At 39.0% G+C, this 14,996-nt stretch carries 12 protein-coding genes; 2 read left to right on the top strand and 10 right to left on the bottom strand.

Features of this window, described 5'->3' with window-relative positions; translation table 11 throughout:
• The first annotated feature begins 80 nt into the window (after window positions 1-80).
• Together AC0L3W_RS03810 and nspC are read left to right on the top strand one after the other, a co-directional pair.
• A complete protein-coding gene (locus AC0L3W_RS03810; RefSeq protein WP_409439638.1) occupies window positions 81-1,301 on the top strand; it encodes a carboxynorspermidine synthase in 1,221 nt (406 codons plus the stop codon).
• 73 nt (window positions 1,302-1,374) lie between these two features.
• Window positions 1,375-2,514, top strand: a complete 1,140-nt coding sequence (gene nspC / locus AC0L3W_RS03805; RefSeq protein ID WP_409439639.1) for a carboxynorspermidine decarboxylase — start codon at window positions 1,375-1,377, stop codon at window positions 2,512-2,514.
• Between the two features lie 99 nt (window positions 2,515-2,613).
• On the opposite strand, the gene nlpI is transcribed toward nspC, so the two are convergent.
• From nlpI to AC0L3W_RS03755, 10 genes are all read right to left on the bottom strand, one after another.
• Window positions 2,614-3,552, bottom strand: coding sequence for a lipoprotein NlpI (nlpI, locus tag AC0L3W_RS03800; RefSeq protein WP_290039220.1), 939 nt, complete (start codon window positions 3,550-3,552; stop codon window positions 2,614-2,616).
• Window positions 3,553-3,724: 172 nt separating this feature from the next.
• Window positions 3,725-4,672, bottom strand: coding sequence for a protein translocase subunit SecF (gene secF / locus AC0L3W_RS03795; RefSeq protein WP_290039219.1), 948 nt, complete (start codon window positions 4,670-4,672; stop codon window positions 3,725-3,727).
• A 12-nt stretch (window positions 4,673-4,684) separates the two neighbouring features.
• Entirely contained in the window at window positions 4,685-6,547 is a 1,863-nt protein-coding gene (secD, locus tag AC0L3W_RS03790; protein ID WP_290039218.1) for a protein translocase subunit SecD, read from the bottom strand.
• Window positions 6,548-6,657: 110 nt separating this feature from the next.
• Window positions 6,658-6,996, bottom strand: coding sequence for a preprotein translocase subunit YajC (gene yajC, locus AC0L3W_RS03785; protein ID WP_113817674.1), 339 nt, complete (start codon window positions 6,994-6,996; stop codon window positions 6,658-6,660).
• Between the two features lie 61 nt (window positions 6,997-7,057).
• Window positions 7,058-8,182, bottom strand: a complete 1,125-nt coding sequence (tgt, locus tag AC0L3W_RS03780; RefSeq protein ID WP_290039217.1) for a tRNA guanosine(34) transglycosylase Tgt — start codon at window positions 8,180-8,182, stop codon at window positions 7,058-7,060.
• Window positions 8,183-8,275: 93 nt separating this feature from the next.
• Window positions 8,276-9,325 (bottom strand): tRNA preQ1(34) S-adenosylmethionine ribosyltransferase-isomerase QueA, encoded by a 1,050-nt coding sequence (queA, locus tag AC0L3W_RS03775; protein ID WP_409439640.1) that lies wholly within the window; start codon window positions 9,323-9,325, stop codon window positions 8,276-8,278.
• A gap of 128 nt (window positions 9,326-9,453) precedes the next feature.
• Window positions 9,454-10,158, bottom strand: a complete 705-nt coding sequence (gene phoU / locus AC0L3W_RS03770; RefSeq protein WP_290039215.1) for a phosphate signaling complex protein PhoU — start codon at window positions 10,156-10,158, stop codon at window positions 9,454-9,456.
• A gap of 13 nt (window positions 10,159-10,171) precedes the next feature.
• The gene (pstB, locus tag AC0L3W_RS03765; protein ID WP_473574580.1) at window positions 10,172-10,990 is read right to left on the bottom strand and encodes a phosphate ABC transporter ATP-binding protein PstB; all 819 of its coding nucleotides are present in this window, start codon (window positions 10,988-10,990) and stop codon (window positions 10,172-10,174) included.
• Window positions 10,991-11,082: 92 nt separating this feature from the next.
• Entirely contained in the window at window positions 11,083-12,741 is a 1,659-nt protein-coding gene (pstA, locus tag AC0L3W_RS03760) for a phosphate ABC transporter permease PstA (protein ID WP_473574578.1), read from the bottom strand.
• Window positions 12,742-12,757: 16 nt separating this feature from the next.
• Window positions 12,758-14,983: an ABC transporter permease subunit gene (locus tag AC0L3W_RS03755; protein WP_290039213.1), complete on the bottom strand. Its 2,226-nt coding sequence runs from the start codon at window positions 14,981-14,983 to the stop codon at window positions 12,758-12,760.
• Window positions 14,984-14,996 lie beyond the last annotated feature (13 nt).

Genomic DNA, 14,996 nt, shown 5'->3' with positions numbered 1-14,996 from the left:
TAACTGAGATTACTAACACTACCTTTTAATGGTAGTGGTTAGCTAAGCAATACACGAAAGAATTAAATATAGGGATCAACATGTCTGTACTACAAATAGGCGCCGGTGGCGTAGGATGGGTGATAGCGCATAAATGTGCACAAAATAACGATGTTTTTGGCGATATAACTATCGCCTCTCGTACTTTATCTAAGTGTGAGAAAATCATTACTTCTATTAAAGGTCGTAATAATCTAAAAGACAGCAGTAAATCAATCAATGCCATTAAAGTCGATGCTGATGATATTTCGGCACTGGTCGCATTAATCAATCAAGTACAACCTGATTTAGTGATTAATGCTGGACCACCATGGGTTAACGTAGCGATCATGGAAGCCTGCGTACAGACTAAAACGGCTTACCTAGACACTTCAGTAGCGACTGATTTATGTAGCCCGGGCCAACAAGTTCCTGAAGCTTACGACCCCCAATGGGCTTTTGCTGAGCGATTTAAAGAAGCAGGCATCACAGGTATTTTAGGTGCAGGTTTTGATCCTGGTGTTGTTAGTGTATTTGCTACCTATGCACACAAACATCTCTTTGATGAAATTGACAGTATAGATGTGATGGATGTCAACGCAGGCGACCATGGACAAAAGTTCGCAACAAACTTTGATCCAGAAACAAACATGCTAGAAATTCAAGGCGACTCTTTTTATTACGAAGACAAGCAATGGCATCAAGTACCTTGCCATAGCCGTATGATGGAGTTTGATTTTCCAGTCGTAGGCAAGCAAAAAGTCTATTCAATGGCACATGATGAAGTACGTTCAATGGCTGAATATATCCCAGCTAAACGTATTGAATTTTGGATGGGGTTCTCAGATAGCTACCTAAACTACTTCAATGTTATGCGTACTATCGGCCTATTAAGTACAGAGCCAGTAACCACATGTGATGGTATTACTGTTGAGCCACTAAAAGTATTAAAAGCGATCTTGCCAGATCCAACATCATTAGCACCGGGTTACACAGGTAAAACCTGTATTGGTACTTGGTTACGTGGTAAAAAAGATGGCGTCGCAAAAAGCGTATTTATCTACAACATTTGTGACCATAAAGCATCATACAATGAAGTCGAGCACCAAGCGATTTCTTATACAACTGGTGTACCAGCGATCACTGCAGCATTACTTTACTTCCAAGGAAAATGGAGTGACAAAGGTTTGTTTAATGTTGAACAGTTAAACCCTGATCATTTCTTAGACTTAATGCCAAAAATTGGCTTAACTTGGGAAGTGATGGAGCTAGTAGCTGAATAATCAGTAACTCCTTTCTATTTACTATGGCGAAGAGATCACTTCGCCATCATTTTATCTGAGTAAATACAATACTATGACAGTACTTGATAAATCATCAAAAGACAGTTTAAACACACCTTATTTCATGATTAACGAGCAAGCGTTAATCAATAACCTTGAAAAAGCCAAACAGTTAAAAAATATCTCAGGTGCTAAATTAGTCCTAGCTTTAAAGTGCTTTTCAACTTGGGGTACCTTTGACACTATCAAACCTTATTTAGACGGCACAACCAGCTCAGGCCCTTATGAAGTAAGATTAGGGCATGAAAAGTTTGGAGGGGAAACACACGCCTATAGTGTGGGTTATTCCGATGCCGATATCGAAGCAGTTAAACCACTGTCAGATAAAATTATCTTTAACTCATTATCACAGTTAACTCACCATTACCCAAAATGTAAAGATGATGCCTCGCTAGGCCTACGTATCAATCCAGAAATGAGTGTGGCAGGCCAAGATTTAGCGAACCCAGCACGCCCATACTCTCGTTTAGGTGTTAAACAATCATTATTAGACTTATCTGTTACCGATAAAGTAGATGGCTTTATGTTTCACATGAACTGTGAAAATAAAGATGTTGATGCTTTTATTGCTGTATTGGATCATATCTCCTCTACTTTTGCGGCTTACTTAGATAAATTATCTTGGTTGAGTTTAGGTGGAGGTATCTTTTTTACCTATCCAGGCTACCCTATTGAAAAGCTTGGCTTAGCGTTAAAAGCATTTGCTGAAAAACATAGCCTACAAGTCTACCTTGAACCGGGAGAAGCAATCATTACACGTACTGCAGATCTGGTCGTCAGCGTCATCGATATAGTTGAGAATGAGAAGAAAACCGCGATCGTAGATAGCGCAACAGAAGCACATCGTTTAGATACATTAATTTATAATGAACCCGCTTCGGTAAAAGAAGCGTCAAAAGATGGCCAGTTCCCCTATGTGATCGGATCTTGTTCTTGTTTAGCAGGCGATCAATTTTGTGAAACTCAATTTCCACACCCCTTACAGATAGGTCAAAAATTACACCTATTAGACAGCGCCGGTTATACCATGGTTAAACTTAATTGGTTTAATGGCTTGAAGATGCCGAGCATTTACTTTGAAAAGGTAAATGGGCAGATTGAAGTATTGAATGAATTTGGTTATGAAGACTTTAAAGGGACTTTAGGTCGGTAGAAACCCAACTGATATTTAATTGAATATCAGCCATAAAACTAAAAATACCCGTAAATTGAATGGCTTTACGGGTATTTTTTTGATCTTTATATTTATGCTTTATTCAGCAGCTTGCTGTGCTTTCTGCACTTGAGCTTGTAATTTTTTCTGAATATTGCCTAAATCAATCAGTGAATATTTATATTCAATAAAGTCTTTTACATTGGTTGCCGCACTTAGTTTTAAATAATAAATGCCTTTATCTAAAGCATTGTTATTCATATGCCAGTGCGCTAAATAATAATAAGCTTCACATAAACGTTGTGCCAATTCTTCATTGGTTTGGATGCCATTAGCAATATTATCGAAGAAATCTTCCTCTGATAAATCACCATTAATCACTTCCACAATCGCCCAAGCAAAACGTTTATCTTCCGGCTCTCTTTGTACTGTATTTAGTTGCTGTTCTGCAGACGGCAAATCAACTTGAGAATTAATAATATAACGCCAAAGAACACGATATGGGTCCGTTTTATCAAGATCATAGAAATGTTCTATATCTTGCTGTGCTCCATCTAAACGCCCAACTAATGACAAACCAATTGCCCGGTGAAGGTAACTGTATTGCATGGTATCTGACAGTTCAATGGCAGAGTCAAAAGCATCAAAGGCTTCATCGTAAGCTTCGCCCATTAATAGATAGACACCTAGTGAGTTATAAGACTCAGCAAGAGTAGGATCTAAATTAATCGATTGAGTAAAGTCGTAGCGACTATGAGCACTGAGTCCCATACGGTCATAGATTAAACCACGTTCGTACAGAAGCACCGCACGCTGTTTATCATCAATATTTTCTTTATCTGAAATAAGTTGAGTAAGTCGCAACAATTTCACTTCATCTTGATAAGTGACTTGTACTGGAGTTGCAATTGGAAAGACGGAATTTCCTTGTCCCGTGGCGGCTAGTGTGTAACTGTCATTTTCATTATTAAAGCTTGAACAAGCAGTGAGTGTAACAACTGAGAAAACTAGAAATAATGCTTTTAAAGATATTTGCATGATTTAACCCTTCTAAACAAGAGTTTCAAGAGTGTACTATATCTAAGATAATGTAAAGTTTTAGCCCTGCAATTGAACAATTAATCAATCAATTACGTTTGAAAATAGTGTTGCTATGACAAAAAAGCACTGCGATGCAGTGCTTTTTTAATATTAAAGATAATCTTAACAATTACATAATTGCGTCTTGATCAGCACCTTCTTTTTCCACCACTTCTGGAATCATATGCTCACGAGAAATCCCTAATTTGATTGCTAATGCACTTGCTACATAGATTGATGAATAAGTACCAACAAAAATACCAATCAATAAAGCAGTTGCGAACCCATGGATAAGTTCGCCACCGACCACAAACAATGAAACTAACGTTAAGATAGTCGTGCCAGACGTAATAATAGTACGGCTCAATGTTTGCGTTAAAGATTTATCAACAATATCAGAAGGCGTATCTGTTGCTAATAAACGGAAGTTCTCTCGAATACGGTCAAATACAACAATCGTATCATTTAACGAATAACCAACTACCGCCAGTAATGCTGCTAATACCGTCAAATCAAATTCAATTTGGAATAACGAGAAAACACCTAATGTAATAATGATATCGTGTGCAAGTGCTAATACAGAGCCCATTGCTAAGCGCCACTCAAAACGCATACTTACGTATAACATGATACATACCAGTGCGATAATGATAGCAATACCACCATTCTCAGCTAGCTCATCACCTACATTTGGACCAACAAACTCGATACGACGCATATCTACGTTACCAAAATCTGCATTAGTTAATGCATCTAATATTTGGTTACCGATAACTTGCCCTTTTACACCTTCGCGAGGAGCTAAACGCACCATCACTTCGTGGCTACTACCAAAGTGTTGCACAACTGCATCAGGGAAATCAGCATCCGCTAAAGTTGTACGTACATTTTCAAGATTTGCAGGCTGTTCAAAACCTACCTCAATTAATGTACCACCGGTAAAGTCCAATCCCCAATTTAACCAATTAATACTTAAGGTTACGATAGAGGCTAATACCAAAAATAAAGATAGCCAGGTTGCAGGATTTGCAAATTTCATGAAGCCAATTGTTTGCTTCGTTTTAATTATTTCAAACATAGTGCCCCCTGCTTAGATAGAAAGTTTTTTAATGTCATTACGTCCACCCCACACGGCATTAACAATTGCACGTGTACCGAAGATAGATGTAAACATTGAAGTTAAGATACCAATTGCTAGTGTTACCGCAAAACCTTTCACTGGTCCTGTACCTACTGCGAATAAGATAACCGCTGTAATAAAGGTAGTGATGTTTGCATCTGCAATAGTTGATAATGCATTTGAGTAACCTTCGTTTATTGAGCGCTGAACAGATTTACCTGCTTTTAGCTCTTCACGAATACGCTCAAAAATAAGCACGTTAGCATCAACCGCCATACCAATCGTTAGTACAATACCTGCGATACCTGGTAGTGTTAATGTTGCCCCTGGAATAAGCGACATGAAGCCAACAATCATGACGAGGTTTAAGATCAAAGCTGCATTTGCGACTACGCCAAATTTACGGTAGTAAATAAGCATGAACAGCACAACGGCTAATAAACCATAAATCATCGCTTTAACACCATTATCGATGTTTTGCTGACCTAGGCTTGGACCGATAGTACGCTCCTCAACGATTTGAATTGGTGCTGTTAAAGCCCCTGCTCGAAGTAACAATGCTAAGTTATGTGCTTCAGCAGTGTTATCTAAACCAGTAATACGGAAACTACGGCCTAATTGAGCTTGAATAGTTGCTACGTTTGCAACTTCAATACGTTTTTCAGTTTCAGCTTTACCGTTTGCTTTCTTCTTACCTGTTGGTAAATACTCAATAAATAACGTTGCCATTGGCTTGCCAATATTATCTTTAGTAAAGCGAGACATTTTACTGCCGCCTTGAGAATCTAAAGAAATATTAACCTGTGCACGGCCATATTCATCTGCACCAGACTGTGCATCAACAATGTGATTACCCGTTAAGATAATTTTCTTCTTAACAACAACAGGTAAACCATCACGCTCTTTATATAGCGCAGAAGATGCAGGAATTCGTCCAGCTAATGCATCAGACACATCAGTATCAGAATCAACCGCATGGAATTCTAACGTTGCTGTCGCACCTAAAATCTCTTTAGCACGAGCAGTATCTTGAATACCAGGTAGTTCAACTACAATACGATCTTCACCTTGGCGTTGTACTAATGGTTCAGCTACACCTAATTCATTAACACGGTTACGTAAAATACTTAAGTTTTGCTCCAATGCATCATTTTTTGCAGACTTGAGTTTTTCATCTGTCATGCTAACGGTGAGGTAGAAAGTCCCGCCCGTCTCTTTTTCTGCAAAGCTGTAACCTGGGTTCAGTGGCTTCAAGTAATCAACCGCATCATCTAAGATATCTTGAGAAGTAAAACGAACAATCACGCCCGTTTGTGTTGATGCTTTTTCAATGCCACGATAACGGATTTTTTGTTCACGCAATTCAGAGCGTAAATCTTGAACTAGCTGATCTTGCTCTTTACTAATCGCTTCGTCCATATCCACTTCCATTAAGAAGTGAACACCACCACGTAAATCTAAGCCTAACTTTAATGGCCCGCCACCAATGGCTTCTAACCATGCAGGAGTTGCTGCGGCTAAGTTAAGCGCTGTCACAAAGCCATCACCAATATTCGCACTGATTGCTTCGCTAGCTAATAATTGATCTTCACTTGAAGTCAATCTAACAAGAATTTGTCCATCTTCTAAAACGGTAGATTTTGGTGAGATATTATTTTGTTTAAGGATATCTTGTACTTTGTCTAAAGTAGATAGTTCAACTTTAGCACCACGAGTGGCCGAAACTTGTACAGCAGGATCTTCACCATAAAGATTTGGAGCAGCATAAACTAGGGTAAATAAAACGATAAACCCGAGTAGTAAATACTTCCAAAGAGGGTATTTGTTTAACACGATAATGTCCTTTAATTGACGCTAAAGGTAAAAGACTAACATCACAGCATAGAGAAATACTTTATTACGATGTTAGTCGTCAAAAAGGCAGGATAACCTGCCTTTTTAATTTAGATTGATTTCAGCGTACCTTTTGGTAATACAGCTGTAATAAAATCTCTTTTGATTACGATAGTGTTATTTTCATTTAACTCTATTTGAACGTATTCACTTTCAGCACTGATTTTAGCAACACGGCCGATTAAACCACCCGTTGTTAATATTTCATCATTTTTGCTGATGCTTTCCATCAGGTTTTTATGCTCTTTAGTACGACGCGCTTGTGGGCGGTAGATCATAAAGTAGAAAATAGCTGCAAAAACAACCAACATAAAAATCATTTGCATGCCGCCGCCATCTGCTGGTGCGCCTTCAGCTGCTGCATGTGCTTGAGAGATAAATAAACTCATGTTATATCCTTTATTGTATAAAAATTAAACTATCTAATGGTTTGGTAATAATGTTGTGTTATCAATTATTTAGAACTGGTTTTTCTTTTCCAATTCGCTTGTAAAATATATCAACAAACTCGTCTAATGTACCTTCTGAAATGGCATCACGCAAACCTTTCATCAAACGTTGGTAATAACGTAAGTTATGGATCGTGTTTAAGCGAGCACCGAGGATCTCCCCGCACTTGTCAAGATGGTATAAATAAGCACGAGAATAGTTTTTACAAGTGTAACAATCACACTCTGCATCTAATGGACTTTTATCTTCACGATGCTTAGCATTACGAATTTTAACCACACCGTCAGTAGTAAATAGATGGCCATTTCGTGCATTACGTGTTGGCATTACACAGTCAAACATATCAACACCACGACGCACACCTTCAACAAGATCTTCAGGTTTACCTACGCCCATTAGGTAACGAGGTTTATCTTCAGGGATCTTAGGTGCAATATATTCTAAAATGCGGTGCATATCTTCTTTTGGCTCACCTACAGCTAACCCACCAATGGCATAACCGTCAAAACCAATTTTCGTTAGGCCATCCAAAGACACATCACGTAAATGCTCGTAACAACCGCCTTGAATAATACCGAACAGTGCATTCGGGTTTTTTTGTTCATCAAAACGTTTACGGCTTCGTTCTGCCCAACGTAATGATAATTTCATTGATACATCAGCTTCTTGCTCAGTGGCAGGGTAAGCAGTGCATTCATCAAAAATCATCACAATATCAGAACCAAGGTCATATTGAATATCCATTGACACTTCTGGAGATAGGAAGACTTGGTCACCATTTACAGGGCTTCTAAAGTAAACCCCCTCTTCTTTGATTTTGCGCATTTTACCTAAGCTGAATACTTGGAAACCACCTGAATCCGTCAAGATCGGGCCTTTCCAGTTCATAAAGTCATGGAGATCGCCGTGTTGACGGATCACTTCTTGCCCTGGACGTAACCAAAGATGGAAAGTGTTGCCTAATAAAATTTCAGCACCTGTTGCATCCACTTCTTCAGGTGTCATCCCTTTTACCGTACCGTAAGTTCCAACAGGCATAAATGCTGGCGTTTCAACAGTGCCACGGTCAAAGGTTAAACGACCACGACGTGCGCGGCCATCAGTTGTAATTAATTCGTATTTCATGGTTTTCCTTATCAGAGAAACAGTCTGATTTTTATTGAACAAGCGCTAATTTATGGCTCATCGATACAATGAGTTAGCATTTAGCGTTTTATTTTATGATGCCGTTTTTTTAGTTAAGAACATGGCGTCGCCATAACTAAAGAAACGATATTTTTCTTGTATTGCTGTTTGGTATGCATGGTCAATATTCTCTTTACCAGAAAAAGCACTAACCAACATCAGCAAAGTTGATTCCGATAAATGGAAATTAGTCACCATTGCATCAACCAGTTGAAACTCATACCCTGGATAGATAAAAATACTAGTTTCAGAAAAGAACGGCGCTAATGGTAGCCCTTTTGCTAAGGTAACACTTGCCGCACTTTCAATGGATCTGACAGAGGTAGTGCCTACAGCAATAACTCGTCCACCAGCGGCTTTTGTTGCAATAATTTTATCCACTACTTGCTGCGATACTTCGGCATACTCACTGTGCATTTGATGATCGAGTATATTATCTACTTTTACTGGCTGAAATGTGCCCGCACCAACATGCAACGTAACAAAAGCAGAGTCAGCACCTTTAGCTGCTATTTTATCGAGAATAGCTTGGTCAAAATGTAAACCCGCCGTTGGGGCAGCTACCGCACCTGGATTTTTGTTATAGACAGTCTGATAACGCTCTTTATCTGCATCTTCATCGGGTCTATCAATATAAGGAGGTAATGGCATATGCCCGATACGCTCTAGTATTTGTAACACAGTTTCATCACTGTCTACTTTGATTTCGAACAAAGGACCTTGACGTTGCACCATCTCTGCTTTGACATCGTTTTCAAGTAATAATTTACAACCTGGTTTTGGGGATTTTGAACTGCGTACATGTGCTAGAAAAGTCGTTTCATCGAGCACGCGCTCTACGAGTACTTCTATTTTTCCACCTGTTTCTTTAGTACCAAATAAACGCGCTGGAATAACACGTGTGTCATTGAAGATCAGCAGGTCTTTTTCGTTCACTAAGTCGATAATATCAGTGAAATTTAAATGTTGTAATTGGCCGCTATTAGCCTCTAATGAAAGTAGACGGCTATTAGTACGTTCAGGCATTGGATAACGCGCAATCAATTCTTCAGGGAGGTGAAAAGAAAAATCAGCAACTTTCATGTAACGGTTCCAGTAAATAAAAGGCGCAGTATACCTGATGCTACATAGGCTGCAAAGGTTTGTCGTTAAAATGAAAAAAGCGTAGATAATCAAATTATCTACGCTTTTGAAGTGTTCAAACCAGCGCTTTATTCAATCAGTGAATTGATCTCTTCTTCTGTTGCATGGCGTACATCGATACCTTTGACTAAGTAAACAACTTGTTCACAGATGTTTTGACATCTGTCACCGATACGCTCAATAGCACGCGCTGACGCTAATACGTTAAGTACAAACGGCACAGAACGTGGATCTTCCATCATAAAAGTCATTAATTCACGTAAAATACTTTCATACTGACGATTTACTTTTTTATCTTCATTATGCACTGCAATCGCGGTATTAAGATCTAAACGCGTAAATGAGTCCAGTGAATTATGCAGCATTTTTATAACAATCTGCCCCATGTTTTCTAAACCAATCAGTGACGGTACTTTTTTACCATGGTTTTCAATCGCCATTTTTGCGATAGCGGCAACACTGTCTCCGACACGCTCTAACTCTGTGACGGTTTTCATGATCGTTAAGATTAAACGTAAATCAGATGCAGCAGGTTGACGTTTAGCAATGATACGAGAACATTCTTGGTCAACACGTGTTTCAAATTGATTAACTTCGTTATCTTTTACAATTACCTCACGTGCTAGCTCTAAATCGTTATCAGCCATTGCTGTTAATGCATCAATTAATTGCTGCTCAATTAGACCACCCATTTGCATAACTTGGTTACGCACACTTTCAAGCTCAGTATTAAACTGACCTGAAATGTGACGGTTTAAATTTAAGTTTTCCATTTTAGCTCCTTATTTAACCGTAACGTCCGGTAATGTAATCTTCTGTTTGTTTTTGTTTTGGTGAAGTAAATAGTGTATTTGTATCAGAATATTCAATTAGCTTACCCATATACATGAATGCTGTTTGGTCTGACACACGTGCTGCCTGCTGCATGTTATGCGTTACAATCACAACCGTGAATTTTTTCTTTAGTTCAGTAATCAGCTCTTCAACAGTTAACGTTGAGATTGGATCTAGTGCTGATGTTGGTTCATCAAGTAATAAGACTTCTGGCCCGATAGCAATCGCACGTGCAATAACAAGACGTTGTTGCTGACCGCCTGATAAACCAAATGCATTATCATGCAAACGATCTTTAACTTCATTCCATAATGCTGCACCACGTAAAGACGTTTCACATGCTTCGTCTAATGTACGACGGTCATTAATCCCCTGAAGGCGTAAACCGTATACGACATTCTCATAAATAGACTTTGGAAATGGGTTCGGACGCTGGAATACCATACCGATACGGCGGCGTAGTGATGCTACATCAACTGACTTATCGTAAATGTTAATGCCTTGTAGTTCGATATTGCCATCCACACGACAGATTTCCACTAGGTCATTCATACGGTTAATACAACGTAGTAACGTGGATTTACCACAACCTGATGGGCCGATAAACGCAGTTACTTTACCTTTCGGTATTTTCATTGATACGTTGTGAAGAGCTTGTTTATCACCGTAAAACAGGTTTAAGTTTTTAATTTCTAACGCTGTATTCTCAGGCGTTAGCGTATTTAAATCATTTGTTTTCGCGTTTAAGTTTGATAAATCAATCATTGTCATTCCTACTCTTTATTCACGCACACTAATGTGCGTGATTTTGTAATGTCTAATACGTTAATAGTTAGTGTTAACTGTTTAATCACTTTTACCTATTAATGTTCTAATGCTCTGTATTTTTCACGTAAATTATTACGAATTGCGATAGCTGCTAAGTTTAGGCCGATAATCACTGTCACTAGTAAGAATGACGTTGCATAAACTAATGGACGTGCCGCTTCTACATTCGGGCTTTGGAAACCAACATCATAGATATGGAAACCAAGGTGCATGAATTTTCTTTCTAAGTGCAAGTATGGGAAGTTGCCATCAACGGGTAATGTCGGTGCAATTTTTACCACCCCTACCAGCATCAATGGTGCAACTTCACCGGCAGCACGTGCTACCGCTAAAATAAGACCTGTCATAATCGCAGGACTAGCCATTGGAATAACAATTCTCCATAGGGTTTCTGATTTTGTAGCACCTAGTGCTAATGAACCTTCACGTAATGTACTTGGAATGCGGCTTAAACCCTCTTCTGTTGATACAATCACAACAGGTAAAGTAAGTATAGCCAATGTTAACGCTGCCCATAACACACCCGGTGAACCAAAAGTCGGTGATGGTAACGCTTCTGGGTAAAGTAGCTGATCGATACTGCCACCCAAGATATAAACAAAGAAACCTAAACCAAATACACCGTATACAATTGAAGGTACACCCGATAAATTAATTACCGCGATACGAATGAATTTAGTGATACTGTTTTTACCTGCATACTCATGTAAGTAGATAGCGGCAACTACACCAAATGGTGTCACAATGACCGCCATTAGCATCACCATGAATACCGTACCAAAGATAGCAGGAAAAACACCACCTTCTGTATTCGCTTCACGTGGGTCATCATGTACAAATTTGTAAACCTGGTGTAACCAATGACCTATCTTTTGTAAGAAGCTCATATCGTTTGGTTGATAAAAATCTAATACATAAGATAACGGCATGCTCACCGAGCGCCCTGTCATGTCTTTTACAACGACAGTATCGCGTTTAGCTTGGTCACGGTAACCAAATAACTCATTCTCTAGGCCTAAGTATTCAGCACGTAATGCATCACTTTGTGCTTTAAACTCAGCAATTTTAGCCTCGGTTAATTCACCATCTAATTCAACTTTACGTTGCTCTAGACGAATATTCGCTAGGTCATTATTGATTCGGCCAATATCACCGGTTAATAAATCGTGCTCTTTATCACGAAACTCAAGTGCTCGGTCTAATCGAACATGTAGCTCATCAATTAACTGATCTTTAGTAAGTGGTAAGGTTTGTTCACCCTCTTTCAACGCCTCTAGATATCCGTAGAAATTACCATTTTTAGTACGTTCAAAGACCACAATATCATGTGCTACTTTTTTATCTTTAATATAAGTTTCTAGAATCCATTGGAAATCTAAATCAACATATTCACGGTTACCAATTTTAAGTAAGAAGCGATCTAATGAATCAGCTTCATCTTCTAACCCAGTCACGCCACCATCGATCAGTTGTTGCTTTAATACATGTTCAGTATCGTAAATTTCACCGATTAATACCGACTTTTCTGCCTGCTGATTTTCAATTGAAAACTCATACACAGTGGCAGGCCAGAAGAAACTTAACCCTCTCCAACCTATTAATAAAATTAACCCAATTACTGCGATTAAACTCAAACTTACAGCACCACCCGTCATCCAAATCCACGGTGTGCCTGATTTAAACCATTTACCCATAATAACTAACTCCTATTTATAGGCTTGAATATTTTTCACGCAGACGCTGACGAACAAACTCAGCGACCGTGTTGAAGAAGAAGGTGAAGATAAACAGCACAAATGCAGCAAGGAACAATACGCGATAATGTGAACTACCTACTTCTGACTCTGGCATTTCTACGGCGATGTTAGCCGATAACGTACGCATACCTTCGAATATATTCCAATCCATAATAGGTGTGTTACCTGTTGCCATTAATACAATCATTGTTTCACCCACAGCACGTCCCATACCCATCATAACGGCAGAGAAAATACCTGGACTAGCAGTTAAAATAACCACTTTAGCCAATGTCTGCCAGCGCGTCGCACCTAATGCCAGTGAACCCATGGTTAAACTTTTAGGCACACTGAAAATGGCATCTTCAGCAATTGAGAATATAGTTGGAATAACCGCAAAGCCCATCGCAATACCTACGATTAATGAGTTACGTTGGTCAAAGTTGATGCCTAGGTCATTGGTTAAGAAGACACGTGTATCTCCGTTAAATAACCATAACTCCAAGGTTTCACTAAAGGCCATTGAGAAGTAACCAGTCGCCACTAAGATAGGAAGTAGTACCAGTGGTAACACACCTTCACTGACTTTATCGCTCATTGATTTAGGTAAATTCGTCCAAATTATCGCAGCCACTAAAATACTGGCTGGTAAAGTAATTAATAGAAGAATAATACCCGGTAACTGATTTTCAACGATTGGTGCTAACCATAGCCCTGCTAAGAAACCTAGGATAACCGTTGGTAATGCTTCCATGATTTCAACGGTTGGTTTGATGTAAGAACGAATCCCCGGAGACATGAAGTATGCCGTGTAAATCGCCGCTGATATAGCAATAGGTACCGCAAATAACATGGCATAAAAAGCAGCTTTGATAGTACCGAATGAAATAGGCACTAAACTCATTTTTGCTTCAAAATCATCACTTGCAGAGGTTGACTGCCAGATATATTGTGGCTCTGGATAACCCTCATACCAAACTTCCTGCCATAGTGCTGACCATGTAATTTCAGGATGTTCATTATCAACAGAGTACAGTTTGATAACGTCTTTATCTGATACTAGAATTGCATTAGCACGTGGAGAGATAGCAATATTCAACGCACCTGCTTTAGAGATAGACTCAGTTAATAATTCAGTCTCACCTGTTGTATGGAAAATCGACAACTCACCTGCTTCAGTGGTTGTTAAGAATCCTTTACGGTAAAACTCAGGAACAATATGAGTCACTTTAGCTGGCGCTTTAAAATCACGAATAAAAGTAAATTCACGTTTATTTTCACCTAACACTTCGAACCACTGGCTAATCACACCATTTTCATTCGCTACTAATAATGAGCTTGCACCAGTAAGTAACTGAACATTATTAACGTTACTGCCTTTAGCATTCACTTTAAACGCCGACTCAATATGGATATCATCGGTATCACTAATGTCGTAGACCATTAGGTCATTAGCGCTACGTACAAATAATTTACGTAGATTAGGCGTTAACAATAACTGGTCAACCTTGTTTGGAAAACCGGGTAATGTAAATAACTCTTGAGACCATTCAACGTCACCCGTCATGAAGTTTTCTTCACCTGAGATGAGCATGTAGACACCTTCACCATCAGTATTTACCGCAGCAATACCCGCGTTCTCTTCGTTCATTTCAAAGGCTAAATGATGTAAAGGTTGTTGATTTTCTGAAACAACAAAAACATCTTCTCCCAAAGGAAAATCCAATTCAGGTGTAATTAAACGTTTATCATTTGGGTAGGTAGTTCCGAAACTAGGTTTAACTATTTTCACTTCACCTTTCATATTAGTTAACGCAAAAATGCCTTTTGCAGGCATTGTTTTAGTTATCTCGTTAGTATCTTCAAAGGCTTGATATTGGAGTAAAGTCTGACCTAAATCATCATCTCTCAAGGAATAAAACCGCAATAAACCTTGCTCATCCATTTGGTAAGCAACTTCGTTTTGTTCATCTATACCCTGAGCATAAATAGGTGTCGCGTCTTTACGTTGAAAGGATTGGGTTTCTTCAATACTTACCGGCGCAAAAATAGGTAAAACCACGTATAAAAGGTACCCGAAAATTAGCAACAACGTGACCAGCACTAACGAGCCGCCTGTTGTTACCCCATATTTGACTAATTTATCCTTAACCACTCGCTTTTTATTCGCTTGTAGCGTGGTCGCTAAATCACGTTCCATTTACTATCTCCAA

The organism is Psychromonas sp. KJ10-5, assembly GCF_055808325.1.
The sequence above is the reverse complement of the archived record's forward strand: the minus strand, read 5'-3'. Positions and strand labels throughout refer to the sequence as shown.